The organism is Paenibacillus sp. JT31N11, assembly GCF_056269285.1.
In genome coordinates, this window is sequence record NZ_JBWDNQ010000004.1 from 548,785 (window position 1) to 563,486 (window position 14,702).

The following is a 14,702-nucleotide window of genomic DNA, read 5'->3' on the forward strand; positions in this document are numbered from 1 at the left end:
GCGCCGCCAAAAGAATGGCGACAGCCGGTTCTTCTTGCGGTACTGGGGAACCACAAAAGGCAGCCTTCTCCACAGGCTGCCTTTATGGTACTCTTATTGATATATAATGAAGTAATAATTGCCTGGCATTCATTATTCATATTAAAGGAGCGATTAATTACACATGAGCGAAGCAGCTGCATACAAGGGTGAATATCAAGGCGAAAAAGCAGTATGGCTGAAGAGCGGAAGCTATGAAGCGGCAATCCTGCCGGAAATCGGCGGGAATCTGATTGCTTTTCGCGATACAGCAAACGGTTACAACTTCCTTCACGAGCCTGCAGAGGACGAGATGGAATCGTTTAAGGCAAGGCCGATTATCCATGGCATTCCGGTGCTGTTTCCGCCGAACAGGTTCGAAGACGGCAAGTTCCCTTGGAATGGCAAGACCTATACCTTCCCTGTGAATGAAGAGAAGACCGGCAATCATCTGCATGGCTTCGTACATAGCGAGACCTGGGATGTGGAGGAGTTTGGGCAAACCGGAGAAGAGAGCTTCGTCACCGTAGCGCTTAAGGTAGATGAGCAGCATGCGGTGTACAAATTCCTGCCTCATCTGTTTACCATCAAGCTCAAGTATACGCTAAGCTCTGCCGGTTTATCGCAGCATATCCTGATCCGCAATGACGGAGCGGATGTGATGCCATGCCTGTTCGCCTTCCATACGGCAGTGAACGCTCCATTCGCGCCTGGAAGCTCGGCGGCCGATTACCGGGTGAAGCTGACGATCGGAAGCCGCTGGGAAATGAGCGAGCGGATGCTGCCTACGGGTGAATTTCTACCGCTGACTGCGGAGGAAGAGCAGCTCAAGGGCGAAGGCGTTTATCCATTCTTCACGGAATTGGACAATCACTACACGGCGGTGCCGCAGAACGGGCGCAACCGGATGGAGCTCACCGATTCGAAGCTTGGCCGCACCTTGGTCTATGATGTGGGAACCTCTTATAAGCAGTGGATGATCTGGAACAATTTCGCGACCGAAGGATTCTTCTGTCCGGAGCCGCAGATTAATCTGGTCAATGCTCCGAATGTCGATCTTCCTGCGGACGAAATCGGTTTGTTCAGTCTGGCTCCGGGCGAGATCTGGGAGGAAACCGGAAGACTATATCTGAAGTAGTTGTATGAAATGTGGAGAAACCGCTTATTCAGCAGGCAAACGGGCATCAAGCCGCCGTTGGTCCCCGCTGCGATAAGCGGTTTTTTTGATATATAAGAAAGTATAAAATTCCACCATACTTTGCTTCTATTTCTGTGGGAAGAAACTTGCCGCGCCGCCAAAGGACGGCGACAGCCGTTTCTTCTTGATATATCGGCAAGTATAAGAATTCCTCCCTGCTTTGTTTCTATTCTTTAGCGAAGAAACTTACTTGCCCGTCAAAGGACGGCGAAGCCGTTTCTTCTTCAATAAATCCTGTTTATTAACTATTGACCTCCGGTTAAGCAAGGTGTATGATTCTAAAAATTAACTAAAAATAGATGAGGAGTGGGAAGAGAGTGGCTTTCTATTATACTGAACCGTCCCGGACGTTCAATGAGTTCTTGTTAATCCCCAATTTGACGACAAAGGACTGCACGCCGGCCAATGTCGAGCTCAAGACGCCAATCACCAAATTCAATAAAGGCGAACAACCTGATATTTCTCTCAACATACCGTTCTCATCCGCGGTCATGCAGTCGGTTTCGGACCATAATATGGCGATTGCATTGGCGCGCTGCGGCGGTATTTCCTTTATCTTTGGTTCCCAATCCGTTGAAGATCAGGCAGCCATGGTACGAAAAGTCAAGGAATACAAAGCGGGCTTCGTCGTCAGCCGTTCCAACCTGACACCCGAGCATACGCTCAAGGATGTGCTGGAACTAAAGGAAAAAACCGGTCATTCGACCGTAGCGATCACCGGCGACGGTACGCCAAACGGAAAGCTGCTTGGCATCGTGACCAGCAGAGATTACCGGATAAGCCGCGATACATTGGACAAGCGCATCCAGGATTTCATGACACCCTTCTCGTCGCTTATTTACGGCAAGTCCAGCTTGACCTTGCCTGAAGCCAATGATTTGATCTGGGAGCATAAACTGAACTGTCTGCCCATCGTGGATGAGCAGCAGAATCTGCGTTACCTCGTGTTCCGCAAGGATTACGATGCGCATAAAGGCAATCCGCTGGAGCTGCTCGATGGCAACAAAAGCTATATCGTCGGGGCGGGCATCAATTCGAAGGATTATGAAGAAAGAGTGCCGGCACTGGTCGCTGCTGGAGTCGATATTCTCGTTATTGACGCTTCGGACGGGTACAGCGAATGGCAGCGCGACACGCTGCAATACGTCAAATCGAACTTCAATGTCAAGATTGGCGCAGGGAATGTCGTTGACCGTGAAGGCTTCCTCTATCTGGTGGAATCCGGCGCGGACTTTGTGAAAGTCGGAATCGGCGGCGGCGCCATCTGCATTACCCGCGAACAAAAAGGGATCGGCCGCGGTCAGGCATCGGCGCTGATCGAGGTCGCGGAAGCAAGAGAAGAGTACTATAAGGAAACGGGCATCTACGTGCCGATCTGTTCCGACGGCGGGATTGTACACGATTATCACATCACGCTTGCGCTGGCCATGGGCGCCGATTTTGTCATGATGGGCAGATACTTTGCTCGGTTTGACGAGAGCCCGACCAAGAAGCTTATGATCGGTAACAACTTTGTTAAAGAGTTTTGGGGAGAAGGCTCCAATCGGGCGCGGAACTGGCAGCGGTACGATACCGGAGGCAAGCAGGGCCTTGTTTTCGAAGAAGGCGTTGATTCCTACGTGCCATACGCCGGGGGGCTGCAGGAAAACCTGGACAAGACGATCAGCAAGATCAAATCGACCATGTCCAACTGCGGTACGAAGTCGATCGCAGAGATGCAGCAAAATGCCAGAATCACGCTCGTATCGGCAACCAGTCTGGTCGAGGGCGGCGCGCACGATGTTATTATGAAGGAAAGCAGCTTGTCGGGGGAATAAGGAATAAGAAGCAATAGCAAATTCGGAATAAGAGCCGGTTTCTTCTGCATTGGGCAGGGGGAACCGGCTTTATTGCGTCTGTCAGCTCATGTGCTTGGGTCAGCTGCGGGAGAGCAGGGTTGTGGTGCTGGCGCTGTGAAGAGCGGCCCTTTTTTTCCGGATATCGGAGGGGGTGCCGTCCTTGAACTTCCTGAACACGCGGCCGAAATAGGTCATGTTCGAGAAACCGACCCTGTCGGCAATTTCAGTTATGGAAGCATCAGTCTCCAGCAGCAGACGCTCGGCCTCCTGGATCCGCAGCAGATGAATATATTCAATAAGCGTCTTGCCCGTCATTTGCTTGAAAACATTGCAAAAGTAATTCGGGCTGAGGTTGACCATCCGGGCGGCTTCCTGGACAGTTATCGGTTCATGGTAGCGCTCGCGCAGCGTCTGGAGCAGCCCGGAGAAGTCCGGCGTATTCGGAAGGCGCGGAGATTTTAACGTCTCAAACTGCTGCGCATAACGAAAATACTGCCCGAAAATCCGCAGCAGCTCGGCTTTGACCAGGAGCTCGTAGCCGGGCTGCTTGCCTTTGAATTCGCCCACCAATCTGGAGAAAGACTCATTGATGCCCTCCATAAGCGGTTCCGTTCTGCGGATAATTCCCGGCCACTTCAGATGCTGGTTCAAATAGGGCTGAAAATAATGATGCTCGGTAATATCCAGACCGCTCCCCCGCACCAAAGCCTCATTAAAAACAATGCAGATCAGCTCGGTATCCGGATCCAGAACAACAGCGCTGTGCAGCTGCCTGGAGTTGACGAATGCCAGCTCCCCCTGCTGGAGCGTTTCGAAGTCGGCATCGATCTGGATGCGGGCTTTGCCTTCCTTGACAAAAATCCACTCGATATGGTCATGCCAATGCAGACCGATTCCTCTCACGAAAAAAACATTGATGGGAAACGTCTGATCGGGAATCCAGGTATGTTCCTTGTGAGGGCTGACGGTCATAAACGCGGTCTCTCCTCTGTGGGATGAAAAGTAGGTTCATACAATTTTCTTATTATAATCGCTATTTATGAAAATGTCGACGCTGTCATTTCCATAAATATCGTAAGATCGTATGATTGAAACGCAATTTCATTCATAGCTTGCTCTCCGCTCATTAGGTAAGATAAGGGAAGATCATATTTGTAAAACCTTAGGAGGGTACAATGAAACAAATTCGAATCGGTACACTTGTCGGCGGTGGCGACGCGGTGCGCGTTCTGCCCCAAATTATTCCCCATGGCTTTGAATCCTTCTCGCTGACCTTCTGGCAATCCACCAAGGATGCGGATCTGATGGAGCTGTCGAAGCGCGTTAAAGAAATAACGGCGGAGCATGATATCGTCATCTCAAGCTTGGGCATATTCGGGAATCCGCTCACCGGAGCGGGCGATAATGCAGATACATTAGCGAGCTGGGAGAGACTGATCGATCATGCCGATGCGTTCGGCACCAATCTGGTCGCCGGCTTTACCGGGCGGATGCCGGGCTCGATCGATGAATCGCTGCCGCGCTTCGGCGAGGTGTTCGGCGAATTATCGCGCCGTGCCGAGGCCAAGGGCGTGAAGCTTGCTTTTGAAAATTGCGATATGGGCGGGACGTGGAAAAATGGCGACTGGAATATTGCGCATAATCCAACGGCCTGGGAGATGATGTTCAATGCCGTGCCGGCAGCCAACATAGGCCTGCAGTGGGAGCCAACCCACCAGATGGTCAGCCTGATCGATCCCATTCCGCAGGTGCGCAAATGGGTGGATAAAATCTTCAACGTGCATGGCAAGGATGCCACCATTGCCTGGGATGTCGTCCGCGAATACGGCATTCATGGACCGAAGGAATTCGTCTGGCACCGCACGCCCGGCTTTGGCGATACGAACTGGTCGGATATTATTACGATTTTGCGCCAGGCGGGCTATGAGGGAAGCATCGATATCGAAGGCTGGCATGATCCGGTTTACCGGGGCGAGCTGGAGATGACGGGGCAGGTGCATGGCCTTAATTATTTGAAAAAATGCCGCGGCGGAGATTTTATTCCTAATCCTGAGTAACCTGCACGCTTTCGCGGATCGACTGTGCGCAAGGGAGCCAGCCTATTTGCGAAATGGGAAATGATCATACTTTTACAATGAGAGGGTGCTTCGATTGGCACAACATAAAATTGTCGTTGCAGGCTGCGGCGGCATGTCCAATACATGGCTGGATTACGCAGCGCAGCGGGAGAACGCCGAGATTGTCGGTCTGGTGGATATCTTCGAGGAGAGCGCCAGGAAAATGGCGGAGAAACGCGGTCTTAACGTTCCGACCTTCACCGATCTGTCCCAGGCGCTGGCGGCTACGGGAGCCAATCTCGTCTTTGATGTGACCATCCCGGCCAGCCATAAACAGATTGTCACAACCGCGATGGAAGCGGGCTGCAATGTGCTTGGCGAGAAGCCGATGGCGGAATCGTATGCCGATGCGGAAGAAATTGTCCGCATCAGCGGGCAAACCGGCAAACGCTATGCGGTCATGCAGAACCGCCGCTACCTGAAGCAAATCCGCTCGTTCCGCGATTTGGTAGGGTCGGGGGATATTGGACAAGTGGGCTCGATTCATGCCGATTTCTTCCTGGGGCCGCATTTCGGAGGCTTCCGCGACGCGATGGACAGTCCGCTTGTTATTGATATGGCGATCCATACCTTCGATCAGGCCCGCTTCATCATCGGCGCCGACCCGGTATCGGTCTACTGCCATGAATATAACCCTCCGGGCTCTTGGTACACAGGGAACGCTTCGGCGATTTGCATTTTCGAGATGAGCGACGGTTCCGTATTCAGCTATCGCGGTTCATGGTGCGCCCAGGGCCTCGGCACCTCCTGGGAATCGGAGTGGAGAGTAACCGGCAGCAGCGGTACAGCGAAATGGGATGGCGCTAGTTTGCCGGTTGCAGAGGCTGTCGACACCAGTAAAGGGCCGGAATTTTTCCTGCCGATGAAGCAGATCGAAGCGGCTGTCACCTATGAAGGACGCGAAGGACACTGGGGCTGCCTGGACGAAATGTTTAATGCCCTGGAGCAGGGCCGTCCGGCGGAGACCGATTGCCTGGATAACATCAAGAGCGTGGCGATGGTATTCGGCGCGGTTGAGAGTGCAAGGACGGGGAAGAAGGTACGGCTGTAGGCTGGATGGACAGGATTTATTTGCTGGAAGGGGCTGCCCGATTGCCATGTGAATGGCGGGGCGGCTCTTTTTTCTATGGCAGCCGGCGATCTCGACAGTTAATAAGTATCACCGTACTACCGGCACTGGCATATCCCATCCAGAGAATGTTATGATATTGAGGATTAGGTAAACAGGCAGATACATAGACACAGCAAAAATTATGATCGTTAAAGATGAGCTTATGACGTATTCAAAAGGAGTGAATGGAGTGTTCCGTTATTATTGTATAGCTGTCGGTGTTATTATCGTGGACCATGTGGTCAAATGGCTTGTATCCATGTATATGACAATCGGACAACAAATACCTGTTATACCCGGAGTTTTTGGACTCGCCTCGATACGAAACAAGGGAGCTGCATTCAGCATACTGGAAGGCCAATTGGGATTTTTCATAGCCGTAACCTCCTTGGTTATTATCGGAATCATGATCTATTTGCACAGGGTATACCGGGAGAATCAGTTTCTATCTTATGGATTAGCCCTCGTTCTAGGCGGTGCGTTGGGTAATTATATCGATCGTGTCTTTAAGGGAGAAGTCGTGGATATGCTTCAGGTTCATTTTTTTAATTTCCCTATTTTTAATGTTGCTGATTCCTTGCTGTGCATAGGAGTCGCTATGATTGCGATTGATTCTTTGAGAGCCTCGCGAAAGGATAGAACGGGTATAGTTACTTCGGAATCTTAAGCGAATTGCTGAAGTTGGGTAATCCACAGATTATCGTGATGTAAACGAAGCTGGGTAATCCAGATTAAAATTGAAATGCAAAAGAAAAGGGGCTTCCGGATAAAATCCGGGAGCCCCTTTTTTAGTATGAAAAATGAAACCGACCGCTGTTATCGCAGATTCGGGATTTCGACCTCAGGCGAAACATCCGCTTCGTAATCAACCCCGTCCGCTTGAAAGCCGAACAGCTGGAAGAACTCCTTCCGGTATCCTTCGAGATCCGACAGCTCATAAATATTATCGGTAGTCAGCTCTTCCCAGATCCTCGCGACCTCCGCTTGCACATCATCGCGCATTTCCCAGTCGTCGATGCGAATGCGCCCAACCTCATCCAGTTCCATTCCGTTCGACGTATAAAGTCTGTCCGCGAACAAGCGGTAGGTCTGCTCAATCGTGCCTTCGTGCAGCCCTTTTTCCTTCATTACCTTGTACAAGGCAGAGATATACAGAGGAACTACAGGTATGGCCGAGCTGGATTGGGTAACCAGTGCCTTGCATACGGATACGTAGGCATGTCCGCCACGTTCGCCGAGCTGCTTGTTGAGGCGGTGACCCGTTGCTTCCAGATCGTCCTTGGCCCGGCCGATGGTGCCTTCCCGGTAGACTGCCTGCGTCAGTTCAGGGCCGATGTAGGAATAAGCAACCGTCGTTGCGCCATCGGCAAGAGCGCCCGCATCCAGCAGCGCATCAATCCAGAGCTGCCAATCTTCGCCGCCCATAACCGCAACGGTGTTGTCGATATCTTCGTCGGTTGCAGGATCAATGGTGATGGAGCTTACCGTGCCATTGTGGAAATTAACCGTTTTGTTCGTGTAGGGCTTGCCGATCGGTTTCAAGGTGGAATTGAACACCTCACCGGTTTTCGGATGAATCCGTCTGGCTGATGCTACGCTGTAGACCACCAGGTCCACTTGACCCAGCTCTGTGCGGATCACATCGATGGTTTTAGCCTTGGTCTCATCGGCAAAGGCGTCGCCAGTGACGCTGAAGGACTTGAGGCCGGCTTCCTGCGCGGCCTTCTCGAAGGCTGCCGAGTTGTACCAGCCGGCAGTAGCCGTGCGGTTGTCGGTTGCTGCGCCTTGACGGTAGACGCCGACCGTATTGGCTCCACCGCCAAAAGCGGCGACTATGCGGGAGGACAAGCCGTATCCGGTCGAGGCGCCAATAACCAGCACATTCTTGAAGCCGCTCACCGCAGGCTGGGCTTTGACATAATCAATCTGCTGCCTCACCTGGCTCGCACAGCCCTCCGGATGAGCCGTTGTACAAATAAATCCCCGTGTTCTCGGTTTAATAATCATTATGTATATTCCTTTCTTCGATCAGAGTGGATAGTGCATGGGGCGTTAAAAGATGTAAGAGATCATCTTTTATATTTTAATGATTTTTTGGGGAAATGGGAAGCGGGGAATGGGGGGATACCGATGGAGCAGTATTACACTTTAGGTTTCATAGCTACTCGAGGAGGTAAAATAGAACGTTTCGATTTGATTTATAATAAAACAACCGAGTTCGACAAAAAAAGATACATTGGACATTATTTTCACCAAAAGAATTTCTATTTGAAATCTAGACAGATAACGTTATAGCCATTTTCTCCGTTTTATCCTATGAATGTTTATTTAACTAAACAGACGAAGAAGGGAAGAATCTAATAATCTTTCATTATAACCAAGGCTAGATGGTACTTCTGCAATTAACATTGGGCAAAATCATAACATGTTTGATGATGAGTTTATAATCGATGCATAATTATCTTCAGTATGAGGAAGATGTACCGTTGATGAAAGGTTATAGTACATTACATCTTCAGAATTATTCCTAAAGGGTAGGAGGAATCGACAAATGTTTAATTTTAAGACTAGTAAGAAGTCTCTTCAGTTCTGCAATGAAATTGTTGAATGTATGGCAAGCCAATTTGGAATATCTATAGAGGAAGCTGTTGGTAGAATAAATCGGATATGGGGTGGACTTGAACTCACTTCAGAATACGATATGATCTATCATGAGACTGTTGAATTTTGGGCAATCGATATTTATTACGGTCACGATTCTAGATGGTGGGCAAGAGAAAATGATCCTTCTCTTCGACCACGACCATTCCCTTAATTATAAAGCAAGTTGAAACGAAATAGAAAAATTTCACAAAACCGAATGGAACAAAAAATATTCCACATGTTGATACTAAGAATGCGGCTCATACTGGATTTGATTTCGTACTCTTGGACGCTAAATGAATCGGTATAAAGGCATCAAATTACTTAAGATTACCATTGTTAAAGCGATAACTAATGGGAAAGGAATTATTGTATCTGATTAAGATACCTGAATCCTCTTATCAATAAATAATAATAGACCAGGGGGAAACAACCGACTGCTGGAAAAGCCGATCAACAAAAAAGCCCCAAGAACCATCCTCAATGGTTCTTGGGGCTTCCCCATTCCCGCTCCTAATCATTGCTGTCCATCACCAGAACCCCCGGCTTCGCGGTCGAGTCCCTAATGACCAGCTTCGGCGGGAAGAACAGCTTCTGGGTATGCTGCTCGGGATTCTCCATGACGGAGATGAGCAGCTTGGCGGCCTCCTGGCCGAGCACATTTTCTTCCTGGCTGATGAAGGTCGGCCTGACGCTGTGGAATTCGGAGAGCTCGAAGTCATCGAAGAAAATAAGGGATAAGTCCTGCGGAATGCGGATGCCCATCTCGGAAGCAAGCTTGATGACCTGCAGGCCAATACCCGGATTGATCGCGAAAATGGCCGTTATTTCGGGATTCCGGTCCAGGAATGACCTGATTTTCTTGATAATCGGTATAGGCTCTCCGAGCTCGATGTCGACATACCGGTAACGGTGGTCGATGGGGATATTATGCTCCGCCAGCGCTCTCTCGTAGCCGGTCAAGCGGTCCTCGACGCTGCTCGTGCCGGCAATGGTTGTGGATAGAAAGCCGATATTGCGGTGGCCAAGACAGATCAGATGGTTGACGCCGTCCTGGGCCCCCTTGATATTATCCGGGCACACGCAGTTCGTGTCGATTCCCCGCAAATATCGATCCATGACGACAAGCGGGAACGAATCCAGGGTAAGCTGCAAAATTTCCCGATTATATGACTCGCCGTCGACAGGATACACGATCATGCCGGCTACATCGCGTTCAACCATCTCCCGGATGATGCGTTCTTCCTTCTCGACGGAATTCTCCGTATTGCAAAGCAGCAGGGAATATCCCGCCCGCGAGAGGATATGCTCGGCACCATTCAGTAACAGCGCGTTATGCTGGTTGTTGATGAAAGGAAGCAGCAGCGCCACTGATCTCTTCTCCGAAAAGCGAACAGGCACCATGTCCGCAGCGGCTTCTGCGTCCGGCTCGGATACGAACGTACCCTTCCCCTGCACCCGGTAAATGACACCCTGCTCGACCAAATCGGACATCGCCTTCTTAACGGTGATCCGGCTTACGGAGAACTGCTTGGTCAGTTCATTCTCCGACGGAAGCCTGTCATGGGTCTTCCAATGCCCCTCCTGAATCTCCGATAACAGATGCTGCTTGATCTGCTCGTAGAGCGATAAATGTTGAACGGTTTTCTCCATTTTGTAACCTCATGTCATATTTTGCTTGTTATATATCATCTTATAGTTTGATATATAATTTGTAAAGGTTGCCAGAGCACTAGGTGATTAGACTGCAAAATAGTTAGAAAATTGAGAAAATGATACGAAATGGAACATAAAGGGCGATATTGCATCGATTTCAAGCAATAATGGACCCTAAACCATCATTTACAACGAGTTACTTGTAATGATATTATCCATACCAAGATCATGAATAACCGCCATATAACATGACAACATGATTCAATCATACCAAGTAGCCAATCCGAAACTTACGCCTCAGTCTTATCCTCACAGATAGCAGTCTTCAACCTTTTGTAAGCGTACCCATACTCAGATTTTCACATCCCCCGACAATGAAAAGGGGCACTATTAACAGCAATTTTGTAAGCGCATTCTTAAAGCCGTTGAAAATTCCCAACCCGGGAGATTTCATAAATTAAACCGGTTTCGAACAACAGGGGGGCTGCCGCGTTTGTTAACCAAACCTATCGAAGGAGGACGAACATGAATCGGGAGATGACGGAAAAGAAACGATTGCAGAAGGTTGGGTTGTTGGCTCTGGTAACGGTCATGCTGCTTGGTCTGATCGTTGGCTGCACACAGAATAATAATTCCGGACCGCCAGCCGGGGGAAATACGAATGGGGCTGCAGCTGAAGACAACGGCGATAACGGGGGCAGCAGCAGCGATACGGAACCGCTTAAATTCTCTTATTCAAGACCGACATGGGGGCCGGCTACCTATACCAAGGGCGGCGCTTATGAGAAGGAATTATTCAAGCAGGGCAATGTAGACATTGATGTTAGAATCATTCCCGTCGTGGACTACGATGCGACGATCAAGACAACCGCAGCAGGCGGCAATATGCCTGACGTCATCTGGGGTAAGGGGCCGGTCGATCCGTTCTGGAAGGATATGCAGGATCAGGGCGGCTTCCTGAAAATCAATGAATATCTGGATCAGTTCCCCGCCGTCAAGGATGCCGTGCCGGCAGGCATCTGGGATAAAATGGCGGATGACAAAGGCGATATTTATTTTATCCCGAATCTGATCTATCCGATTGTCCCGTTCTTTATTAACTATCGTGCGGATATATTCGAGGAGCTTGGAATAGCAGAACCGACCTCCGTTGCCGAGCTCGAAGCGGCACTGGAGAAAATCAAGGCGAGCGGCAAAGGGATTGTGCCCATGACGCATGGGAATACGATTCCATTCTGGGCAGCCAAGGATCTGGGCACATCATTCGGCACAACCTCCGGGTGGGCGCCTTCCAAAGAGGATCCGAACAAGATCGTCCCTCCGGAAATGCAGGAGGAGAATCTGGATTTCAAATTCTGGCTGCAGGATTTGAAGAAACGCGGTTTGTTCGACGAGGAAGCCGGCGTCAATCCTGATGCTTCCTTCGGGGAGACGAAATTTAAAGCCGGGCGTGCAGCAGTCATTCTTGGCGGAAATCTTCAATCGCTTTATATCGATCTGAAGAAGAATGAGCCGAATGCAGACATCAAGATCATGCCTCCTCTGACCGGACCGGATGGCCAGCAGGGCGGAACGCGAGTCGTGTTTCCGCAGGACAGAGGGTTCTACGTCAATGTGAAGGCGAAGGATAAGGCAGCGAAATTTTTTGAATTCCTGAATTGGTCCTTAACTACAGGGTCCGACTTCAGAAGATACGGTATTGAAGGCAAGACCTATACGGTAGATCCGGAAGGAAGAAAAGTGCCGATTCCCGATGAAGAGCGGGAAGCCGACTATAAAGCCGCCCAGATCGAACCGCTGAAGTTCCTCGACCCGATGAGCGAGAAGCTGGACTGGGAAGCGCAGGAGCTGAACTTCATCGGAGCAGGCATTCAGGATAAGTTCGAATATTTCAAGAGCATGTTCGAGAAATATGCGGCGACGCCTTATAACGACTTCAAGGATCCAACAGTAATGTCACCGACCAATGCGGAAATCGGCCCTCAGATCTGGGAGGACTATATGGCCAAGGTGGACGGGAGTATTTTGACCGATATGAATCTTACCAAGGAAGCGTACAAGGAAGCCCGCCAGAAATGGCTGGATGCGGGCCAGCAGAAAATCATCGATGAGTTCAATGAACTGCAAACGAATAAGTCGGAACCGAATTATGTAGATTAATGGGCCAGAACTTCTGGAATAGGCTTCAGCTGCGGGCCTGTTCCAGAATATTTCCGGCATGTCCGCAAGAAGGAAAGGAATGATTTCATGAGGGCGAAATCCGTCTATGCTCCTAATAGGCTGGGTACACGGATTTGGAAGTCGCGATTTATATACCTTCTGATTCTGCCGACCATTGTTTATTTTGCCATCTTTACTTACGCGCCCTTCTACGGCATTACGATTGCGTTCAAGGATTTTAAAATCATTGCGGGCATCATGGACAGCCCGTGGGTAGGCTTTAAACATTTTGAAGCGATGTTCACATCGGATAAATTTCCGGAGCTGCTCAAGAATACGGTCATTATCAGCTTGTACCGCCTTCTATTCGGCTTTCCGGTTCCGATCCTGTTCGCTTTGCTGCTGAATGAAGTGAGAAGCTTCTGGTTCAAGCGCTCCATCCAGACGATCACCTATTTCCCGCATTTTCTCTCTTGGGTTGTGTTCGCCGGGGTCATCTACAATTTCATTGGACCAAGCGGCATCATCAATCTCGTGCTGACGAATATGGGGCTGGAGAAGTTCAATTTCACCACCAATCCTGACGTGTTCCGCACGATTATAGTCATTACGGCCATTCTGAAAGAATTCGGATGGGGCGCGATCATTTATTTGGCAGCCCTGGCAGGCATCGACTCGCAGCAGTATGAAGCGGCCAAGATCGACGGCGCCGGCAAACTGAGGCAGATCTGGCATGTGACCCTGCCGGGAATCAGGCCGATTATCGCCCTGCTCTTCTGCCTGCAGCTGGCAGGCATACTGGATGCCGGTTTCGATCAGATCTTCATGTTCCTCAATCCTGCCCTATACGACGTCGGAGATATCATTGATACGTATGTGTACCGGTTGGGCATTCTGCAGGCCCAATTCGAGCTCGCGACTGCAGTCGGTTTATTCAAAGGCATCATCGGCATGATCCTCATCATTACGGCCAATACGATCATTCGCAGGATGGGGGAGAAATCGTTATGGTAGATCAAACCGCCGAATCAGCGCAGCCCATCAAGGAGCTGGACTTAAACGGGAGAAGCAGAAGCCTGGACGCGAATCCGTGGTGGGCGCAAGGTCTCATCTATCTCATCCTTATCGCATCGGGCCTGATTACCTTGATGCCGATGGTTAACGTGTGGGCGATTTCCTTCAGCGAAGCGCATGAAATCTACAAAAATCCGATGATGCTGTGGCCCAAATCATTCACGCTGGAATCGTACAAATATATTTTCAACACGGAGGTTCTGTTAAAGGCTTTCAGCATCACGGTGTTCGTTACCGTGGTGGGGACCTTCCTTAATCTCGTGTTCACTGCAACCGGTGCGTACGGACTGTCGAAGACGCATATTCCGGGCTACCGGATACTGCTGTGGATCGTGATTATTCCGATGCTGTTCGGGGCTGGCCTGATCCCGATGTACATTTTGCTCAAAAATATCGGGCTGCTCAACAGCATCTGGGTGCTTATAATCCCGCAGCTGGTCGCTCCCTTCAACCTGATACTGATGCGCAACTTCTTCTGGAGCATCCCGGAAAGTCTGGAGGAATCCGCCCGGATCGACGGGGCCTCAGATCTGCGCGTATTATGGAGCATCATTCTGCCCCTGTCCAAGCCGGTCATAGCGACGGTAGGTCTGTTCTACGCGGTGGCGCACTGGAATGATTTCTTCTCGGGTCTGTTCTTCATCAGCGATAACAGCAAATGGCCGCTTCAGATGGTGCTGCGCTCGATCATTATCGATTTCAATATGCTGAATATGGGAGCACAGGATACAAGCACGCTGAATGATTCGAGCCGGCTGATCGTCCAGCCGGAGAATATCAAGGCGGCAACCATTATATTCGCGATCGTTCCGATTCTGATCGTGTATCCCTTCCTGCAGAAGTACTTTGTCAAAGGCATCATGCTCGGTTCCGTCAAAGGTTAATCC

At 50.1% G+C, this 14,702-nt stretch carries 12 protein-coding genes; 9 read left to right on the forward strand and 3 right to left on the reverse strand.

From position 1 onward, the window contains the following. The first annotated feature begins 163 nt into the window (after window positions 1-163). Together AC0YNV_RS18275 and AC0YNV_RS18280 are read left to right on the forward strand one after the other, a co-directional pair. Window positions 164-1,156, forward strand: a complete 993-nt coding sequence (locus tag AC0YNV_RS18275; RefSeq protein ID WP_475769307.1) for an aldose epimerase family protein — start codon at window positions 164-166, stop codon at window positions 1,154-1,156. 377 nt (window positions 1,157-1,533) lie between these two features. Next, a complete protein-coding gene (locus AC0YNV_RS18280) occupies window positions 1,534-3,033 on the forward strand; it encodes an IMP dehydrogenase (protein WP_210037372.1) in 1,500 nt (499 codons plus the stop codon). Between the two features lie 99 nt (window positions 3,034-3,132). Here AC0YNV_RS18280 and AC0YNV_RS18285 read toward each other — a convergent pair whose 3' ends face one another. Beyond that, window positions 3,133-4,026 (reverse strand): AraC family transcriptional regulator, encoded by an 894-nt coding sequence (locus tag AC0YNV_RS18285; protein WP_475769308.1) that lies wholly within the window; start codon window positions 4,024-4,026, stop codon window positions 3,133-3,135. Between the two features lie 203 nt (window positions 4,027-4,229). Between AC0YNV_RS18285 and AC0YNV_RS18290 the strand changes: the two genes are divergently transcribed. The 3 genes from AC0YNV_RS18290 (at window position 4,230) to lspA (ending at window position 6,949) form a co-directional block, all read left to right on the forward strand. Beyond that, window positions 4,230-5,111 carry a sugar phosphate isomerase/epimerase family protein gene (locus AC0YNV_RS18290; protein ID WP_475769309.1) on the forward strand — a complete coding sequence of 294 codons (882 nt, stop codon included), beginning with the start codon at window positions 4,230-4,232 and terminating at the stop codon, window positions 5,109-5,111. Between the two features lie 94 nt (window positions 5,112-5,205). Continuing rightward, a complete protein-coding gene (locus tag AC0YNV_RS18295; protein WP_475769310.1) occupies window positions 5,206-6,222 on the forward strand; it encodes a Gfo/Idh/MocA family protein in 1,017 nt (338 codons plus the stop codon). A gap of 250 nt (window positions 6,223-6,472) precedes the next feature. Then, the gene (gene lspA / locus AC0YNV_RS18300) at window positions 6,473-6,949 is read left to right on the forward strand and encodes a signal peptidase II (protein ID WP_475769311.1); all 477 of its coding nucleotides are present in this window, start codon (window positions 6,473-6,475) and stop codon (window positions 6,947-6,949) included. Between the two features lie 149 nt (window positions 6,950-7,098). On the opposite strand, the gene fabV is transcribed toward lspA, so the two are convergent. Next, window positions 7,099-8,289, reverse strand: a complete 1,191-nt coding sequence (fabV, locus tag AC0YNV_RS18305; protein ID WP_475769312.1) for an enoyl-ACP reductase FabV — start codon at window positions 8,287-8,289, stop codon at window positions 7,099-7,101. A gap of 544 nt (window positions 8,290-8,833) precedes the next feature. On the opposite strand from fabV, the gene AC0YNV_RS18310 reads away from it, so the two are divergent. After that, complete coding sequence (locus tag AC0YNV_RS18310; RefSeq protein ID WP_475769313.1) at window positions 8,834-9,097, forward strand: hypothetical protein; 264 nt, start codon at window positions 8,834-8,836, stop codon at window positions 9,095-9,097. 341 nt (window positions 9,098-9,438) lie between these two features. On the opposite strand, the gene AC0YNV_RS18315 is transcribed toward AC0YNV_RS18310, so the two are convergent. Then, complete coding sequence (locus AC0YNV_RS18315) at window positions 9,439-10,578, reverse strand: GntR family transcriptional regulator (protein WP_475769314.1); 1,140 nt, start codon at window positions 10,576-10,578, stop codon at window positions 9,439-9,441. A 528-nt stretch (window positions 10,579-11,106) separates the two neighbouring features. Here AC0YNV_RS18315 and AC0YNV_RS18320 point away from each other — a divergent pair. The 3 genes from AC0YNV_RS18320 to AC0YNV_RS18330 all read left to right on the forward strand — a co-directional run bounded on the left by AC0YNV_RS18320 (window position 11,107) and on the right by AC0YNV_RS18330 (window position 14,699). Further along, window positions 11,107-12,741 (forward strand): type 2 periplasmic-binding domain-containing protein, encoded by a 1,635-nt coding sequence (locus AC0YNV_RS18320; RefSeq protein WP_475769315.1) that lies wholly within the window; start codon window positions 11,107-11,109, stop codon window positions 12,739-12,741. An 87-nt stretch (window positions 12,742-12,828) separates the two neighbouring features. Further along, window positions 12,829-13,755: an ABC transporter permease gene (locus AC0YNV_RS18325; protein ID WP_210037384.1), complete on the forward strand. Its 927-nt coding sequence runs from the start codon at window positions 12,829-12,831 to the stop codon at window positions 13,753-13,755. Next, window positions 13,749-14,699 carry a carbohydrate ABC transporter permease gene (locus AC0YNV_RS18330; protein ID WP_475769316.1) on the forward strand — a complete coding sequence of 317 codons (951 nt, stop codon included), beginning with the start codon at window positions 13,749-13,751 and terminating at the stop codon, window positions 14,697-14,699. Before AC0YNV_RS18325 ends, AC0YNV_RS18330 begins: the two co-directional genes overlap by 7 nt. Window positions 14,700-14,702: the final 3 nt, after the last annotated feature.

Excerpts from the sequence above, each read along its gene's own strand:
- AC0YNV_RS18320 (WP_475769315.1), top strand. The coding sequence starts at position 11,107 with ATGAATCGGGAGATGACGGAAAAGAAACGATTGCAGAAGGTTGGGTTG.
- AC0YNV_RS18285 (WP_475769308.1), bottom strand. The coding sequence starts at position 4,026 with ATGACCGTCAGCCCTCACAAGGAACATACCTGGATTCCCGATCAGACG.
- AC0YNV_RS18315 (WP_475769314.1), bottom strand. The coding sequence starts at position 10,578 with ATGGAGAAAACCGTTCAACATTTATCGCTCTACGAGCAGATCAAGCAG.
- AC0YNV_RS18290 (WP_475769309.1), top strand. The coding sequence starts at position 4,230 with ATGAAACAAATTCGAATCGGTACACTTGTCGGCGGTGGCGACGCGGTG.
- fabV (WP_475769312.1), bottom strand. The coding sequence starts at position 8,289 with ATGATTATTAAACCGAGAACACGGGGATTTATTTGTACAACGGCTCAT.
- AC0YNV_RS18275 (WP_475769307.1), top strand. The coding sequence starts at position 164 with ATGAGCGAAGCAGCTGCATACAAGGGTGAATATCAAGGCGAAAAAGCA.
- AC0YNV_RS18325 (WP_210037384.1), top strand. The coding sequence starts at position 12,829 with ATGAGGGCGAAATCCGTCTATGCTCCTAATAGGCTGGGTACACGGATT.
- AC0YNV_RS18330 (WP_475769316.1), top strand. The coding sequence starts at position 13,749 with ATGGTAGATCAAACCGCCGAATCAGCGCAGCCCATCAAGGAGCTGGAC.
- AC0YNV_RS18310 (WP_475769313.1), top strand. The coding sequence starts at position 8,834 with ATGTTTAATTTTAAGACTAGTAAGAAGTCTCTTCAGTTCTGCAATGAA.